This window comes from Lysinibacillus sp. UBA5990 (genome assembly GCF_002429815.1).
GTDB lineage: Bacteria > Bacillota > Bacilli > Bacillales_A > Planococcaceae > Lysinibacillus > Lysinibacillus fusiformis.
On record NZ_DJAY01000011.1, the window covers coordinates 669,488 to 685,250 of the forward strand.

Consider the following 15,763-nt stretch of genomic DNA (forward strand, 5'->3'; position numbering starts at 1 on the left):
TTTAACAGAAACGACAATTATGTTAAACTTTATTAAATATTATTTAATTATATTTTATAACTAGAACTACTACAAGAAAAATGGGGGGATCAGCTAGATGATGAAAAAAGATATGCAAATATGGAAAGAACAATATCCATTATTCGATAAGCTTACAGGAATGGAGGAAGTATTTTGGATAAATCCGAATGTGGAGATTTTCCAATCAGGAATTAAAAAATCCCCTCTGAACAAAGCGGATGTAAGGGATGCGGAGGAAAGGTTGGTACGCTTCGCTCCATATATCGCGAAGGTTTTCCCTGAAACGGAAGGAACAGCGGGAATGATTGAATCTCCTCTAGTGGATGTTCCTGCCATGAAGCAATCATTACAGAATACTTTTCAGCAGCCGATTTTAGGTGATTTATTACTGAAATGTGATAGTCATCTTCCTATATCTGGATCTATCAAAGCTAGAGGGGGGATTTATGAAATTCTCAAACATGCAGAGAATTTAGCTATTCAACATAATTTGTTAACGGTCGATGATGATTATTCAATTTTGGCTAGTGAGAAGTTTCGATCTTTCTTCTCACACTATTCTATTGCAGTAGGATCAACTGGGAATCTAGGGCTGAGTATCGGTATTATAAGCTCAAAATTAGGTTTTAATGTGACTGTTCACATGTCAGCAGATGCCAAGCAATGGAAAAAGGACTTGCTCAGAAATAGTCATGTCACGGTTATTGAATATGAAGCTGATTATAGTAAAGCAGTGGAAGAAGGTCGAATTCAGGCAGAAAAGGACCCAACATGCTATTTTGTGGATGATGAAAATTCACATGATTTATTTTTAGGCTATGCAGTAGCTGCGTCACGCTTAAAAAAACAATTAGATGATCTGAATATAACGATAGATAAACATCATCCGTTAATGGTTTACCTTCCATGCGGTGTAGGTGGAGGTCCAGGGGGGATTGCTTTTGGCTTGAAGCTATTGTTTGAAGATAATGTTCACTGTTTCTTTGCTGAACCTACTCACTCTCCTTGTATGCTACTCGGTTTAATGACAGGACTGCATGATCAAGTTTCTGTGCAAGAGATTGGTATTGATAATGTAACAGAGGCAGATGGACTTGCTGTAGGAAGACCCTCTGGATTTGTTGGTAAGACAATAGAACCTTTTTTAAGTGGTAATTTTACTGTCAGCGATGAACAATTGTATAAGTTACTTAAGGAGCTTGTCGATAATGAAGATATTTATTTAGAACCATCAGCACTAGCTGGTATGTTAGGACCAATAAAATTATTTAAAGAGGGCGCTGATTATTTAAGCAAGCTTCATTTAACAGAACAAGTAATGAGTAACAGTACACATATTATTTGGGGAACTGGGGGGAGTATGGTTCCTGAAGATATCATGAATCAATATTATCAAAAAGGTTTGAAATTGGCGCTAGAAACCAAAATTGATGGACCAGACATAGTTTCTCGATAAAAAAGTGCTGGGCCTTTTCTATACAAATAAGCAATTTTTTTGCAACTGAACATGGCGATCGCTATGTCCAGTTGCTTTTTTAGATTTATCGGGACAAGAGTCGGTAGATTGTTGTCCTGTTTTGATGATAGCGCTGGCTGAACAGGTACATGTATCAATAAAAAAATAAATTCTGAAATTTTAGAAAAAATAAATAACTGTATTGACAACTTTGCCCAAAATCAATATGATTAAAAAATAAAACATTTACTTTATTTTTGTTTTATTTTAAAGTAAATACTTCAAAAAGGGTGGGTAAAATAATGAAAATCTTGATAGGCGAAATTGCACATGAGACAAACACGTTTGCTAATGAGAAAACAACTGTTGAATCGTTTAAGGAATGGGAATGGATTCATGGCGACGAGATCTTACAGAAACATCGTAAAGTAAGAGATTACTTGGGTGGAATGATGGAGCGAGCTGAAGAAACAGGAGTAGAAATAATTCCTTTATTTTCAGCATTTGCCATGCCTTCTGGAGTTATAACAAAAGAAACCTACAACGTGCTTCTTCAGGAGTTAACGAATTCAATTAAAGCTGTGAAAGAGTATGATGCCATTTGTCTTGCACTTCATGGTGCTGGTGTCGCGGAAGACGTTGATGATCTTGAAGGCGGTATATTATCGGCTATTAGAGAAGTTGTCGGGTATAAAATTCCTGTTGTCGTCACGCTAGACCTACACGGAAATATAACGGATCAGATGGTTCAAGAAGCAGATGTCCTATTAGGCGTTAATTTTTACCCACATGTTGATTGTTTTGAAAGAGGAATCGAGGCAATCGATATTACCCGAAAAATTCTTTCAGGTGAGCTTCAACCAAAAATGAGTCTAAAAAAACTCCCACTTATGATTCCTACATCTACTACAAATTTACCACCAGCAAAAAATATCAATGAACTGTGCTGGGCACATGAAGTAAATGAAAAAATTATTGATTGCACATTCTTTCATGGCTTTCCTTACACGAATATACCTGAAGTTGGAGTTTCGGTGGTGACCGTCACTAATAATGACCAGGAGCTTGCAGATCAAACTGCAGAAGAAATCGCTTTGGAGATTTGGAATACAAAAGAGATGTTCTTTCCAGACATTATTAATCCAGATGAAGGAATTAAAAGAGCACTAAAAATAGAAGGAAAGCCAATTGTCATTAACGAAACTTCAGACAATCCTGGAGGGGGTACGCCAGGTGATGGTACTCATTTACTTTCAGCCATGATAAACGCAGATCTTAAAAATGCTTGTTTCAGTTTTATTTATGACCCTGAAGTAGTGAATATTGCTCATAACAGTGGGGTAGGAGCTTCAATAGATGTATTACTTGGCGGCAAAACAGATGATTTACATGGAAAACCGCTCAAGGTAACTGCTTATGTTAAAACTCTAGCAGATGGCCGATTTATCCAGTCTTCTCTGATGGGAAAAGGTGCAAAAGTAGATTATGGTAAGTCTGCGAGGTTAGTAGTTGGTGACATTGATATTGTTGTTTGTTCCAAAAGGTCCCAAACACTGGATGAACAAATCTTTTTATTACACGGGATTGATATTAAGTCCTACAAAATTGTTGCTTTAAAATCAAGTCAGCATTTCCGTGCCGGATTTGAACCCTTAGCCCATACAATCATTACGGTTGACTCACCTGGTTTATCAAGTTTCAATCTGTTTTCTTTTGAACATACAAGACTTGCAAAAGAAGTTTACCCTTTTAAAAAAGATGTTGAATTTTTACAGAAAGATAAAGTTAAGTAAAGGGGAGGATGAAGGTGAAAAAGAAAACCAGCAGAATTATTAAATTAATCGTTATGGTAATGATCATGGTTATTTTAGCAGGCTGTACCCCAGATTCAAATGAACAAAGTTCTGGAAATGGTGATAGCAAATCAAAGAATACATTAGTCATCTCTTCTGTTCGTGAGCCGGATACAATTGATGTCCATAAAACAACTTGGGTTGATAATTCAACAGCTAATATTTATGACACATTGTTAAAAAGAGACTTGGAGGGAAATATAATACCAGGTCTTGCCGAAAAATATGACATTTCAGATGATGGCAAAATATGGACCCTTTATTTAGATGGAAATGTCAAGTTCCATTCTGGGGAACCACTTACTGCTGAAGCGGTTAAAAAGTCATTTGAAAGGTTCCTAGAGTATTCTGCCGTCAAGTTTTTAGCTGGACCAGTGGACAAAATGGAAGCTGATGGACAAAAATTAATGGTTTATTTCACAGAGCCTTTTGCACCTTTTGCCAGTGGATTAACTACCGCCTATTTAGCACCGATGGATCCTATGGCACTTGATGAGTACGGTGAGGATTTTGGAAAAAAACCTTCAGCTTCAGGAATATTTAAATTTGAGGAAAGAGTACGTGGATCTTCTATTACTTATATGAAAAATGAGGGTTATAATTGGGGCCCACCTTTTGTAGACAATAAGGGCGCACCTGGTTTTGATCAATATGAGTTCCGTTTCATTACGGATGACGATACGAGGGTACTCGAATTTAAGAAAGGAACCACGCAAATTATGACCAGTGTGCCACCGAATTATATTAAAGAGCTTGAAGCAACAGAAGGTGTGGAAATTGATAGTATGTTGGAACAAGGCATAACATACTTAGGCTTCAATAATAAAAAGCCAATGTTCCAAGACAAACGTGTTAGACAAGCGATCGCACTAGGTATCAATCGTGATCCACTCGTAGAATTTGCCTTGGAAGGCTATGCAAAACCGCTCTTTGGTCCACTGCCTCAAAGCATTCCTGGATATAGTGAGAAAGTTGAAGGAGAGGCAGCACAAAAATACACGCAAAATGTGGAAAAAGCTAAATTGTTGCTAGAAGAAGCTGGGTGGAAAGACACAAATGGAGATGGAATAGTTGAGAAGGACGGAAAGCCTTTCTCATTTGAATTATGGTTATCTGATGAGCCAGTCATGCAAAGAATTGCCCAAATTCTGCAAGGTCAATTAAAAGAGATTGGTATTGTAGTTAATATTTCGGTTCAAGAGCCAGCGGCAATTACTGCAAACACACCAAAGGGGTTACATGATGCCATTCTAAATATGTATGGATGGTCAGATCCAGATATCTTATACATGCTTTTTGGAAAAGGAAGCTCATTAAGAATGCATTACGAACCTGAGGAATTACACAATTTACTCACGAAAGCACGTCAGACGATGGATACGGATGAGCGGATGAAAATTTATGAACAAGCGCAGCAATTCCTTGTGGAAGAGTCTCCTTGGGTTCCGTTATTTGTACGTGAAAATGTAACCGCTTACCGTGACATTAATGGATTTAAACAAAATCCTTACTCACAATCAATTATTTTCAATGATATCACATCAAAATAAAAATTAACTTGTAAATTTAGGGACCGCTCATTGCTAACTGCCTTATTAAAGGGGGGGATTAAAACTTGTCTAAATATATTTTGAATCGAACTCTTTCAATGGTTATTACTCTAATTGGTGTATCAATTTTAGTCTTTTTGATGATGCATTTCATACCGGGTGATCCCGTAACTTATATTCTAGGAGACTTTGCTTCAGAAGAGGCTATAGCAGAGATGAAAAGTAATTTAGGTTTAGACCAACCGCTTTTTATTCAATACATTGATTACATTAAAAATGTGTTACAAGGGAACTTAGGGACTTCCTATATTACGGGCTTGACAGTGGGTGAAGAGATTATGGCTCGCTTTCCTATTACAGTACAACTAGCACTGTATAGTTTAATCATTGGATCCGTCATTGGAATTTTAATGGGTATTTTAGCAGCAGTGAAACAAAACACAATCTTTGACCAGCTAGCTATGGTGATTTCCTTAATAGGAATATCTGCACCAGGTTTTTGGATAGCATTATTTTTAATTTGGATGTTTTCCTACCAATTCAATATTTTCCCTATTTCTGGATATCAAGGGTTTTACTCGTTAATTTTGCCATCTATAACACTGGGTTTAGGCTCAGCTGGCAATATAGCAAGAATGACGAGGTCTAGCATGCTTGAAGTTATTAAACAAGATTTTATGAGAACGGCTCAAGCTAAAGGGCTTGCCATGATTCCTATGATTTTTAAGCATGCCCTCCAAAATGCGATGATCCCTGTTATTACTTTAATTGGTCTACAGTTTGGTTTTCTATTAGCAGGCGCAGTAGTCATAGAAACGGTATTTGCACTACCGGGGTTAGGGAGTTTTTCTATTGAAGCCATTACTAAAAGGGATTTGCCAACCGTACAAGGGTTAGTTCTATTTATGGCATTTCTTTTTATTATAACTAATATGATCGTGGATCTCGTTTACAGTCTAATAGATCCTCGTATTAAGTATTAGAAAGGGAGGCAAGTATTTTGAGTAGTTCAGCTCCTAAACTTACAGATTCAGAAACTAAATTCAATCCTCCTCACAATAAAGATTCTGAAGCAAAGTCTAAAACTTACTGGTCGATCGTGGGGAAAAGAATAATAACTAACAAAAGTGCTGTTAGTGGGGCTCTTATCTTATTGTTCTTCGTATCGATCTCCTTACTTGCTCCTTGGATAGCTCCACATCCAGTTGACGTAATGAATTTCGAACAAAGGTTTTTACCTCCAGGAGGACAATATTTTTTAGGGACAGATGATTTTGGGAGAGATATATTTTCAAGAATAGTATATGGTGGTCGGGTTTCCTTAATGATGGGGCTTGTTGCAGTGCTAATCGCAGGTGTTATCGGTGTCATTTTAGGAGTGATAGCAGGCTATTATCGTAAACTTGATATTTATATTATGCAGGTTATGGATATTTTACTGGCTTTTCCTTCACTCCTTCTTGCCATCGCTATTATTGCTGTACTTGGGGTCGGATTAACGAACGCGATGATCGCAGTCGCAATTTCGGCAATACCTTCATATGTAAGGGTGGTTCGAGGATCAGTTTTATCAATAAGAGAAAAAGAATATATAGAGGCAGTTAAGGCCCTTGGCGTTTCAGATTTTAAAATCATTGTAAAGCACGTATTTCCAAACGTCTTATCACCCGTCATTGTTTTATCCAGCTTACAATTTGGAACTAGTATTCTAGTAGCTGCAGCGCTAAGTTTCTTGGGGCTCGGTGCTCAGCCTCCAACTCCTGAATGGGGTTCGATGGCTTACGTAGGGAAAGCCTTTTTAGGGCAGGCTTGGTGGATGTCCCTTTTCCCGGGTATGGCCATTATGTTAGTCGTCCTTGGCTTTAATCTGCTAGGTGATGGATTGCGTGACGCACTAGATCCAAGGCAAAAATAACTGCTTGGGAGTGAAAAATATGGGAATAAAAGATGAAGCGCTTCTGAGAGTGGAAGACCTTTCTATTAAATTTAAAACGGGGAAGAAAGATTATGTAAATGCAGTGAGTCAGGTGAACTTTACTATTAATAAAGGTGAAACACTTGCTTTGGTAGGAGAATCTGGATGTGGAAAAAGTGTTACGTCCCTTTCCATTATGAGATTAATAGCAAATGGTGTTGGTGAAATTGAAGGGAAAATTCTTTTTAAAAATATGGATTTTAATCAAATATCTGAAAAGAAAATGCGTTCGATTCGAGGGAAAGACGTTTCAATGATATTCCAGGAGCCTATGACATCCTTAAACCCTGTTCATAGAATTGGCAGGCAAATTAGTGAGGTTCTTAAGCTTCATACAGATGCCTCAGGAAATGAGTTGAAAAAGCAAACGGTAGATATATTAAAAAAGGTTGGAATTCCGCGTCCAGAAAAAATTGTTAACGAATATCCCCATCAACTTTCTGGCGGAATGAGACAAAGGATCATGATTGCAATGGCGATGGCGTGTAATCCTAGCCTATTAATTGCTGATGAGCCGACAACAGCATTAGATGTAACTATACAAGCTCAGATTTTAGATTTAATGAATGATCTCAAAACTAACTACGATACAGCCATATTATTAATCACGCATGATTTAGGTGTTGTAGCAGAAATGGCTGATCGGGTTATGGTCATGTATTATGGACAAATTGTTGAAGAAGCCCATGTGAAAACGATCTATAAAAATCCACAACATCCTTATACTATTGGTCTATTAAATTCTATTCCTAGTCTTGAAGATGAACAGGATAAGCTGCAACCAATCGAAGGCAATGTACCTAATATCGGGGAAGTAACGAAAGGATGTCCTTTCTTTTCTCGGTGCACCAAAGCTCATTTAAAATGTTTTGAAAGCAACCCACCTCTCATAAAAACGAATAACGAACACTCCGTTAGATGTTGGTTATATAGTAAGGAGGAGGCATTCGCATGAGTGAAGTATTGTTAGAAGTTCAAAATCTAAAAACCTATTTTCCAATAAATAAAAGTTTTTTTTCAAAAAATAAAGACTATGTTAAAGCTGTTGATGGCGTTACTTTCAAGCTATTTAAAGGAGAAACATTAGGAATTGTTGGAGAAAGCGGCTGTGGCAAGTCTACAACTGGAAGAAGTATTTTAAAATTAATTGAACCAACAAGTGGTAATATCCTATTTGAAGGCAAAGATGTTCTAAGCTTGAACAAGCAGGAATTGAGAAAGCTCAGGAAACAAATGCAAATTGTTTTCCAAGATCCATTTGCTTCTTTAAATCCTCGTTTACGAATATCTTCTATTTTAGAAGAAGCACTATTAACACATGGAATAGGAGCGACTAAAAAAGAAAGAAGACAGAAAGTAATAGAGATTTTGCAAATGGTGGGGTTAGGTGCTTTTCATGCAGATCGTTATCCTCATGAATTTAGTGGGGGGCAGAGACAAAGAATTGGTATCGCCCGAGCAATCGCGGTTGGACCCTCACTTATCGTAGCAGATGAGCCAGTTTCTGCCTTAGATGTATCTGTACAAGCACAAATACTAAACCTTTTTCAAAGCCTCCAAAAAGAATTAGGACTAACTTATATTTTTATTGCTCATGATTTAAGTGTTGTAAAACACATTAGTGACAGAATTGGGGTCATGTATCTAGGGAGAATGGTAGAGTTTGCCGATAAAAACCAATTGTTTGCTGAACCGCTTCACCCATATACAAAATCCCTTATGTCTTCTGTTCCAGTCCCAAATCCTGAAAGTGAAAAAAAAGACCGGATCATTTTAACTGGTGATGTTCCAAATCCGATAAATCCCCCTCTTGGTTGTACTTTCCATCCGCGGTGCTTCGCATGTATGGAGGTTTGTAGGACAAAAAAACCTCGAAACATAGAAGTTAAACCGGGACATTTTGTAGCTTGTCACTTGTTTGAACCAGAAAGAATGGAAGTAAGAGACTAAAAGTAATTATATATAAAAAGGAAGGTATTACTAAATGGATATAAATAAAATTTCGTTACAAAGAATTAAATTACCCTTAAAATCTTCGTTTGAAACTAGCTTTGGTAAAGTGACTGAAAAGGATATTATCATCGTTAAGGTTCATAGTGGAGATAAAGTTGGCTTTGCTGAAAGTGTCGCGATGCCTTTTCCTATATACAATGAAGAGACTACAGGCACAGTATGGCACATGCTTGAAACTTACTTGATTCCAAAGCTATTAGAAAATGAAATTAAAGAGCCCAAAGATTTCTCAGAATTGTTTTCCTATATACGTAGAAATAACATGGCAAAGGCAGCACTTGAAATGGCTATTTGGGATTTATATAGCAAGCAAAAAGGGCAAACGCTGTCTACTACACTAGGAGGTAAACGATCAGAGATTGAAGTGGGCGTAAGCATTGGAATTGAAAATAACATAGAAACTCTATTAAACAAGGTGGCAGGCTTTTTAGAGGATGGCTACAAAAAGATTAAAGTGAAAATAAAACCTGGCTGGGACATTAAACCTTTAGAGGCTATTCGGAAAAAGTTTGGAGAACAAATTCCACTAATGGCGGATGCTAATTCTTGCTACAGTTTGAATGATTCACAACTATTAAAAGAATTAGATCAGTTTAATTTAATGATGGTTGAACAGCCGTTAGCTCATGACGACATTATAGATCACGCAAAATTACAAAACTTATTAACAACACCTATCTGTCTAGATGAAAGTATTCATTCATTAGAAGATGCAAGGAAAGCAATTGAAATTAATGCATGTAAAATTATTAATATTAAGGTTGGTCGTGTAGGAGGGCTATTCGAAGCAATTCGAATGCATTATCTATGTGAGGAAAAAAATATCCCAGTATGGTGTGGTGGAATGCTTGAAGCTGGCATAGGTAGGGCTCATAACATTGCAATCGCTTCATTAAGTAACTTTAGTATTCCGGGTGATACATCTGCTTCTAGTCGTTATTTTGATAAAGATATCATTTTACCAGAAGTAAAGCTTTCAAAGGCTGGCACTATTATTGTTCCAGAACAACCTGGCATTGGTTTTGAGGTTAATCAGGAATTTATTAATCAACTTACAGTGAATCAGAAAGAGTTTATTAGAGATAAAATAAAGTTCTACTAAATGATTTTCAAGTTGATTTTATTTTATGATGTCTGGAGGGATTTACCAATGGTTTTCACACAGCCAATCATCTATAAAAGTATTATAAGTTTAAAGGAAATACAAGATGTAGTTAGTTTTCAAGAGGATATCTGGGATAAAGATGTAGTAACGCCTCTTCCGCAGCTTGTTGCTGCAACTCACAATGGGGGAAACATCGTTGGAGCGTTTAAAGAAGGTGAGTTAATTGGGTTTTCATACGGTTTTTCGGGCTTTAAGAATGGGAAAAAATATTTAATTTCTCATATGACTGGCGTCCATAGTAAGTACCGTAATTATGGGATAGGCTTACAGCTAAAACTTAAGCAGAGGGAGTGGGCAGTGGATTACGGCTATCAAAAAATTGTATGGACTTTTGATCCTTTAGAAGCCAAAAATGCATACTTTAATCTTAATAAGCTAGGAGCATATTCTCAAACGTACTTTCCTTCTTATTATGGTGAAATGAGCGATAAACTGAATAAAGGTCTACCATCTGATCGTTTTTTAGTAGAATGGGATATTTGTTCGAACCGAGTAACGAATGCACTTACTGGTGTACTCAAAAAGGATACATTGGTTAATCACTATAAGTCTCTTTTGTCATATAGTGATAGTAGGAATATCCCATATCCCGATGAGAGAGAATCGATTAAGAATGAAGAGGGATATTTAATACCTGTTCCAGCTAATTTTCAGATTTTGAAACAAGAGGATTTTGAAGCTGCGAGGGCTTGGAGGTATAAGCTGAGAGATGCAGTAAATGATGCTTTCTCAAAAGGTTTTGTGGTAACTGGAATGTTAAAAAAAAATTTAGCCAACATCCATTTTTATGTTATTGAAAATAAATCCATGGAGCCCCTATATGATTGAACAAATCAATAATTGGGTTGATGAGAATAAAGAGTTAATAAAATCAACATATCATCATTTTCATTCTAATGCAGAAATTAGTTGGAAAGAAAAAGAGACAACGGATTACTTATGTAAGCAATTCGAATATTTGAAAATACCTTTTGAGAGGTTTGAGGAGCATACCGGAGTTGTTGGATATTGGGGAAATGAAAAACTTGGTCCAACTATTGGAATTAGAGCAGACATGGATGCGTTATGGCAGCTGGTCGACGGAGAATGGAAAGCCAATCATTCCTGTGGTCATGATGCTCATATGACGATGATTCTTCATACTATTTCTTGTCTAAAGAAATTAGGTTTTCAACCAAGGGGTCTTATTAAAATTATTTTTCAGCCAGCTGAGGAATCCGGTTTAGGGGCTAAGGCTCTAATAGATAGAGGCATTATGGATGATGTTGATTGTTTACTGGGGATACATGTACGTCCCATTCAAGAATTAAAATTTGGTCAAGCATCTCCTGCCATCTATCATGGCGCGACAACATTATTAAAAGGGAAGATCCATGGAATTCAAGCTCATGGTTCACGACCAAATCTAGGAATAAATGTTGTTGATTCACTTGGAGCCATCATTCAGGCTGTTAACTCAGTTAAAACAGATCCGACATTCTCCTCATCTGCCAAAATAACCATGGTTCAGGCAGGTGGAAACAATATTAATATCATTCCCGATTATGCTGAATTTGGCATTGATGTCCGTGCACAACAGAACTATGTTATGGAAGATTTACTTAAAAAAGTAGAAAATGCGGTTCTTTCTTCGGGCTCAGCCAATGGGGCAATAGTTGAAATAGAGACACTAGCATCGATGATTGCTGCGGAACCTAGTTCACAACTTGAGGAACTAGTGGAAGAAGCTATTATTGAAGCTCTAGGGAATGACGCAATCGCTGCTCCAGTCATTACTCCTGGAGGGGAAGATTTCCATTTTTATAAAAAGTATTTTCCTCATATTAAAGCTACAATGATTGGACTTGGAACCGATTTACAACCTGGACTGCACCATCCTCATATGAATTTTAACTTAGATGCTTTGCAAAATGGTGTGAAAATACTTGCTATGACTACCATTAAGTTATTAAAACCATAGCATTAATGACAATTAATAGAAGAGACTAGATTAGAATATTGCAAAAATATTTTTCTGAAAAATAGCAATAATTAATTACCTATTTCTAATTAATAAGGAGCGATAAAAAATGTTAAGAACTACAGTGCCAGAAGATATTTATAAATTTGAATGGCCAAGCAATCCTGTCATTTCTCCTAATGGACAACAGGTAGTATATGAAAGAACCATAGCTGTGAAAGAAAATAATTACGAAACACATTTATATTTAAGTGATGTAGAAGGAAAAACGCGAAGAGTTTTGACATCCTCAGGCACCAGGAATGTCAATCCTATCTGGTCACCCGATGGAAAAACTATAGCATTTATCTCGAACCGTGCTTACGGAATGCAGGCATGGCTGTTATCTCTCGATGGTGGAGAGGCTCAGTGTCTGACAAAGTTTCGACAAGGAATTAGCTCAATAGTATGGGCTCCTGACGGTAAAACGATATATGGATTGGTACCAGTAGTTGAACATTCGGAACTAGAAACTTTTCATGAAAATGCAACAATTCATGAAGCGAATAGTGAGAAGGAACAAGAGGATAAGTTATGGAGAGATGGGGCTAAACGCTATCATCATCTATATTACAAAAATGATGGAACTGGGTTTCATAAACCGTACAAACGTCAAATTGTTGCTATTCATATAGATACAGGAACATTCGTTTTGATAACAAAAGGAATAAATGAAGTTCATCAGCCTGACGTGTCACCAGATGGGAAATATATCGTGTTCAGTTCAAACGCAGAAAATGAAAATGTTCTTTTTGGAGGAAAGGTATATCGTGTTTCGTCTTCCGGAGGAGACGCAGAGTTGCTTTACAGTGATACGGAAGCAAGCTCACCTTCTTACTCACCTGATGGAAAGTGGATAGCGTTTTTTGGCAACCATGCAGAACAGAAGGAATTGTTAGTCATACCTTCAGAGGGAGGGGATGTAAGATGTTTAAGCAAAAAATATCAAGACACACTCCTTGATATGACTTTTACAGATATGCGTAATCTCAGATATGCACTTCGCCCACAATGGTCTAATAATAGTAGGTATATTTATGCGCTTAGTACCCATGAAGGAAGAAATGAAATTGTTAGATTCTCGAATGTTAAAAATGACGATCAACCGGTAATTATTGCTGGTGGAGACCGCGCTATTTTTCATTTTTCATTTGATGGAGAAGAGACGATCAGTATAGCCTATTCGACAGTCAAACATCCTGGGAAGATATCAGCCATTAGAATTGATGAAACGAATACAGCCGACTGTAATTATCGGTATCCAACAGAAGCTTTTCCTCAATTACATGTACCCATTTTCCCTGAAACTGAAGTTCGTCTGGATGACTGCAACGACAAGTTATTATCCGAACTCATCGTAGTTGAACCTGAGGTTTTTTCCTATAAATCTGTTGATAACTGGTATATGCAAGGTTTTATTTTAAAACCCGCTAACTTTGACCCTGAGAAAAAATATCCTATTCTATTGGATATTCATGGAGGACCACATTCTGCGTATGGTTTCACATATTTTCATCAATTGCAATTATTCGCTGCGCGAGGCTATGCAGTTATTTATACGAACCCACGAGGAAGCTCAGGATTCGGTGTAGATTTTACCAATGCTGTACATGGTGATTATGGTGGAAAGGATATGAATGATATTTTGAACGGACTGGATTTCGCCTTACAAAAAAATCAATATCTTGATAAAAATAGGGTAGCCGTTAATGGAATTAGCTATGGTGGATTCATGGTAAATTGGCTCATCTCTCACACCGATAGATTTTTTGCAGCAGTTTCTGAAGGCTGTATTTCGAATTGGATTTCCATGTATGGCACAAGCGATATAGCACCATATTTTATTGATCAGGAGTTTCTTGGAAAGACAGATTTGGAGAATCTTTGGAAATTCTCTCCTCTTGCCTATGTAGATAATGTAAAAACGCCACTTCTACTTCTACACAATGAGGATGATTTACGATGTCCAATAGAGCAGGCAGAACAGTTTTATTCCCATATTAAGCGTCGAGGAGGAGAAGTAGAATTGGTTCGTATCCCACAATCAAGTCATGGGCTCCTCCAATACGGCAAACCCGAATTAAGAATAGCTAGATTGAATTCAATGCTCGATTTTATAAACAGACATTTACCTAAAGAAAATTTTTCGAACTTGATAACGACTGAGAATCAATAATGTGAGGATAATAGTTAGATCATCGATTCGATCTACATTATTATATACAACTACTCTAAAGGAGGAAAAGAAATGAAAGTAGATGTGAATTTAAAAGCATTTGAAGAGGCTGGTCAAAAGATAACGGAAAAACATAAGATTCCTGGTACTTCTGTTGCAATTGCTGAAGCTGGGGAGATTCTTTACCATAAAGGATTTGGCTTCCGTCATGTAGACGATGGACTACCTGTAACTGAAAATACAGTTTTTGGTATTGGGTCGATAACAAAATCATTTACTTGTGTGGCTATTATGCAACTGCAGGAAGTTGGTAAATTGAATGTGCATGATCCTGTTAGTAAATACTTGCCTGAATTCAATGTTAAAAATAAAGAGGCTATCAAAGATATCACTATTCATCACTTTATGACTCACACAGCAGGATTGCCTCCAATGTCTTCGTTATTTTACGCAATGAAAAGGTCACTAGATCTTGACCCAACTGTAAAAAATTATCCGGGTTTAAATATTAATGTTGAAGATCACGGACCAATTGACACTTATGAGCAACTTATGCAGTTTATTGATGAACAAGATATTGAATTATTGGGGGCACCTGGTACACATTTTAGTTATTCAAATGAATCATATGCCTTGTTAGGAACAATCATCGAACGAATCAGTGGAATAAGTTATGAACAGTATATATATGATCATATCCTCACTCCTTGTGGTATGGAAAACAGCTATTTCACAATTGAGGAGTACGGTGATTATGAAAATATCACCACTTGCTATACAGAGGACAAAAGCGATGGAACAAAACACGTTTTTGCTGCACCAATTTGGTGGGATTCTACCTCAATGCGAGCAGCAGGCTTTTTGAAATCTACAGCTAGAGACATGTTATTGTATGCAGAAATTTTCCGTAATGCTGGTGTAGTAAATGGTAAGCAAATATTATCGGAAGAAAGTGTAAAAGAAATGACTAAACCCCATATTCAATTACAACCTGGAAGATTCTATGGGTACGGTTTTATGATTACTCCCGATTATTTTGGCACTACTCTTATTGAACATGGTGGAGGGCTCAAGGGAATTTCAGCTCAATTAAGTATTTTACCTGAAAAAGGGGTTACAGGTGTTGTATTAACTAACTTGGCAGGTGTACCTGCTGCCCGAATTATGCAACTTGCATTTAATGCTTTGAGTGAAAGAGAGGTAGACGCCAATCACCTTACCTTTGAAGAATATGATATTTCAGAAGAACGACTTAAACAGTATCAAGGAGAATATCAATCGAATGAAGGGACGAAAGTGTGCATTAAAATCAAGGAAGGAAACCCAGTTCTACTCTCACAAAATGTAGAGATACCAATAACTTTTGTGAGCGATAACATGTTTATAGCATATTTTAATGACTTTACAGAAATAGCTGAGATACTAGTAGATGATAATAGCGAAGCATACGGAATATCATATCATTTTAGACAATTCCCTAAAGTTTCGGTAAATATACCACTTAACTAGTGATTTCCAAGGTTTTCATATTGAACTCCTTATATAGAAATTTGAG

At 36.9% G+C, this 15,763-nt stretch carries 12 protein-coding genes; all 12 read left to right on the forward strand.

Going from position 1 to position 15,763, the window contains the following annotated elements; genetic code table 11:
• Positions 1-97 precede the first annotated feature (97 nt).
• The 12 genes from B3D94_RS10775 (at position 98) to B3D94_RS10830 (ending at position 15,717) form a co-directional block, all read left to right on the forward strand.
• Positions 98-1,477: a D-serine ammonia-lyase gene (locus tag B3D94_RS10775; protein ID WP_083244709.1), complete on the forward strand. Its 1,380-nt coding sequence runs from the start codon at positions 98-100 to the stop codon at positions 1,475-1,477.
• A 302-nt stretch (positions 1,478-1,779) separates the two neighbouring features.
• Complete coding sequence (locus B3D94_RS10780; RefSeq protein WP_069481887.1) at positions 1,780-3,270, forward strand: M81 family metallopeptidase; 1,491 nt, start codon at positions 1,780-1,782, stop codon at positions 3,268-3,270.
• Positions 3,271-3,278: 8 nt separating this feature from the next.
• The gene (locus tag B3D94_RS10785) at positions 3,279-4,880 is read left to right on the forward strand and encodes an ABC transporter substrate-binding protein (protein ID WP_291757283.1); all 1,602 of its coding nucleotides are present in this window, start codon (positions 3,279-3,281) and stop codon (positions 4,878-4,880) included.
• Between the two features lie 65 nt (positions 4,881-4,945).
• Entirely contained in the window at positions 4,946-5,863 is a 918-nt protein-coding gene (locus B3D94_RS10790; RefSeq protein ID WP_069481885.1) for an ABC transporter permease, read from the forward strand.
• Positions 5,864-5,880: 17 nt separating this feature from the next.
• Complete coding sequence (locus tag B3D94_RS10795) at positions 5,881-6,795, forward strand: ABC transporter permease (RefSeq protein WP_175423050.1); 915 nt, start codon at positions 5,881-5,883, stop codon at positions 6,793-6,795.
• A 19-nt stretch (positions 6,796-6,814) separates the two neighbouring features.
• Complete coding sequence (locus B3D94_RS10800) at positions 6,815-7,810, forward strand: ABC transporter ATP-binding protein (RefSeq protein WP_291757284.1); 996 nt, start codon at positions 6,815-6,817, stop codon at positions 7,808-7,810.
• Positions 7,807-8,805 (forward strand): ABC transporter ATP-binding protein, encoded by a 999-nt coding sequence (locus B3D94_RS10805; RefSeq protein ID WP_069481883.1) that lies wholly within the window; start codon positions 7,807-7,809, stop codon positions 8,803-8,805. The genes B3D94_RS10800 and B3D94_RS10805 overlap by 4 nt, the downstream gene beginning before the upstream one ends.
• 34 nt (positions 8,806-8,839) lie before the next feature.
• Positions 8,840-9,970 carry an o-succinylbenzoate synthase gene (menC, locus tag B3D94_RS10810; protein ID WP_291757285.1) on the forward strand — a complete coding sequence of 377 codons (1,131 nt, stop codon included), beginning with the start codon at positions 8,840-8,842 and terminating at the stop codon, positions 9,968-9,970.
• Positions 9,971-10,018: 48 nt separating this feature from the next.
• The gene (locus B3D94_RS10815; RefSeq protein ID WP_069481881.1) at positions 10,019-10,861 is read left to right on the forward strand and encodes a GNAT family N-acetyltransferase; all 843 of its coding nucleotides are present in this window, start codon (positions 10,019-10,021) and stop codon (positions 10,859-10,861) included.
• Positions 10,854-11,993: a M20 peptidase aminoacylase family protein gene (locus tag B3D94_RS10820; protein ID WP_069481880.1), complete on the forward strand. Its 1,140-nt coding sequence runs from the start codon at positions 10,854-10,856 to the stop codon at positions 11,991-11,993. Before B3D94_RS10815 ends, B3D94_RS10820 begins: the two co-directional genes overlap by 8 nt.
• A 109-nt stretch (positions 11,994-12,102) precedes the next feature.
• On the forward strand, positions 12,103-14,208 hold the full coding sequence (locus tag B3D94_RS10825) for a S9 family peptidase (RefSeq protein WP_069481879.1): 2,106 nt from the start codon (positions 12,103-12,105) through the stop codon (positions 14,206-14,208).
• A gap of 72 nt (positions 14,209-14,280) precedes the next feature.
• Positions 14,281-15,717 carry a serine hydrolase domain-containing protein gene (locus B3D94_RS10830; protein ID WP_069481878.1) on the forward strand — a complete coding sequence of 479 codons (1,437 nt, stop codon included), beginning with the start codon at positions 14,281-14,283 and terminating at the stop codon, positions 15,715-15,717.
• Positions 15,718-15,763: the final 46 nt, after the last annotated feature.

Coding starts and splice junctions, on each gene's coding strand:
- B3D94_RS10775 (WP_083244709.1), top strand. CDS start 98: ATGATGAAAAAAGATATGCAAATATGGAAAGAACAATATCCATTATTC.
- B3D94_RS10780 (WP_069481887.1), top strand. CDS start 1,780: ATGAAAATCTTGATAGGCGAAATTGCACATGAGACAAACACGTTTGCT.
- B3D94_RS10785 (WP_291757283.1), top strand. CDS start 3,279: ATGAAGGTGAAAAAGAAAACCAGCAGAATTATTAAATTAATCGTTATG.
- B3D94_RS10800 (WP_291757284.1), top strand. CDS start 6,815: ATGGGAATAAAAGATGAAGCGCTTCTGAGAGTGGAAGACCTTTCTATT.
- B3D94_RS10805 (WP_069481883.1), top strand. CDS start 7,807: ATGAGTGAAGTATTGTTAGAAGTTCAAAATCTAAAAACCTATTTTCCA.
- menC (WP_291757285.1), top strand. CDS start 8,840: ATGGATATAAATAAAATTTCGTTACAAAGAATTAAATTACCCTTAAAA.
- B3D94_RS10815 (WP_069481881.1), top strand. CDS start 10,019: ATGGTTTTCACACAGCCAATCATCTATAAAAGTATTATAAGTTTAAAG.
- B3D94_RS10820 (WP_069481880.1), top strand. CDS start 10,854: ATGATTGAACAAATCAATAATTGGGTTGATGAGAATAAAGAGTTAATA.
- B3D94_RS10825 (WP_069481879.1), top strand. CDS start 12,103: ATGTTAAGAACTACAGTGCCAGAAGATATTTATAAATTTGAATGGCCA.
- B3D94_RS10830 (WP_069481878.1), top strand. CDS start 14,281: ATGAAAGTAGATGTGAATTTAAAAGCATTTGAAGAGGCTGGTCAAAAG.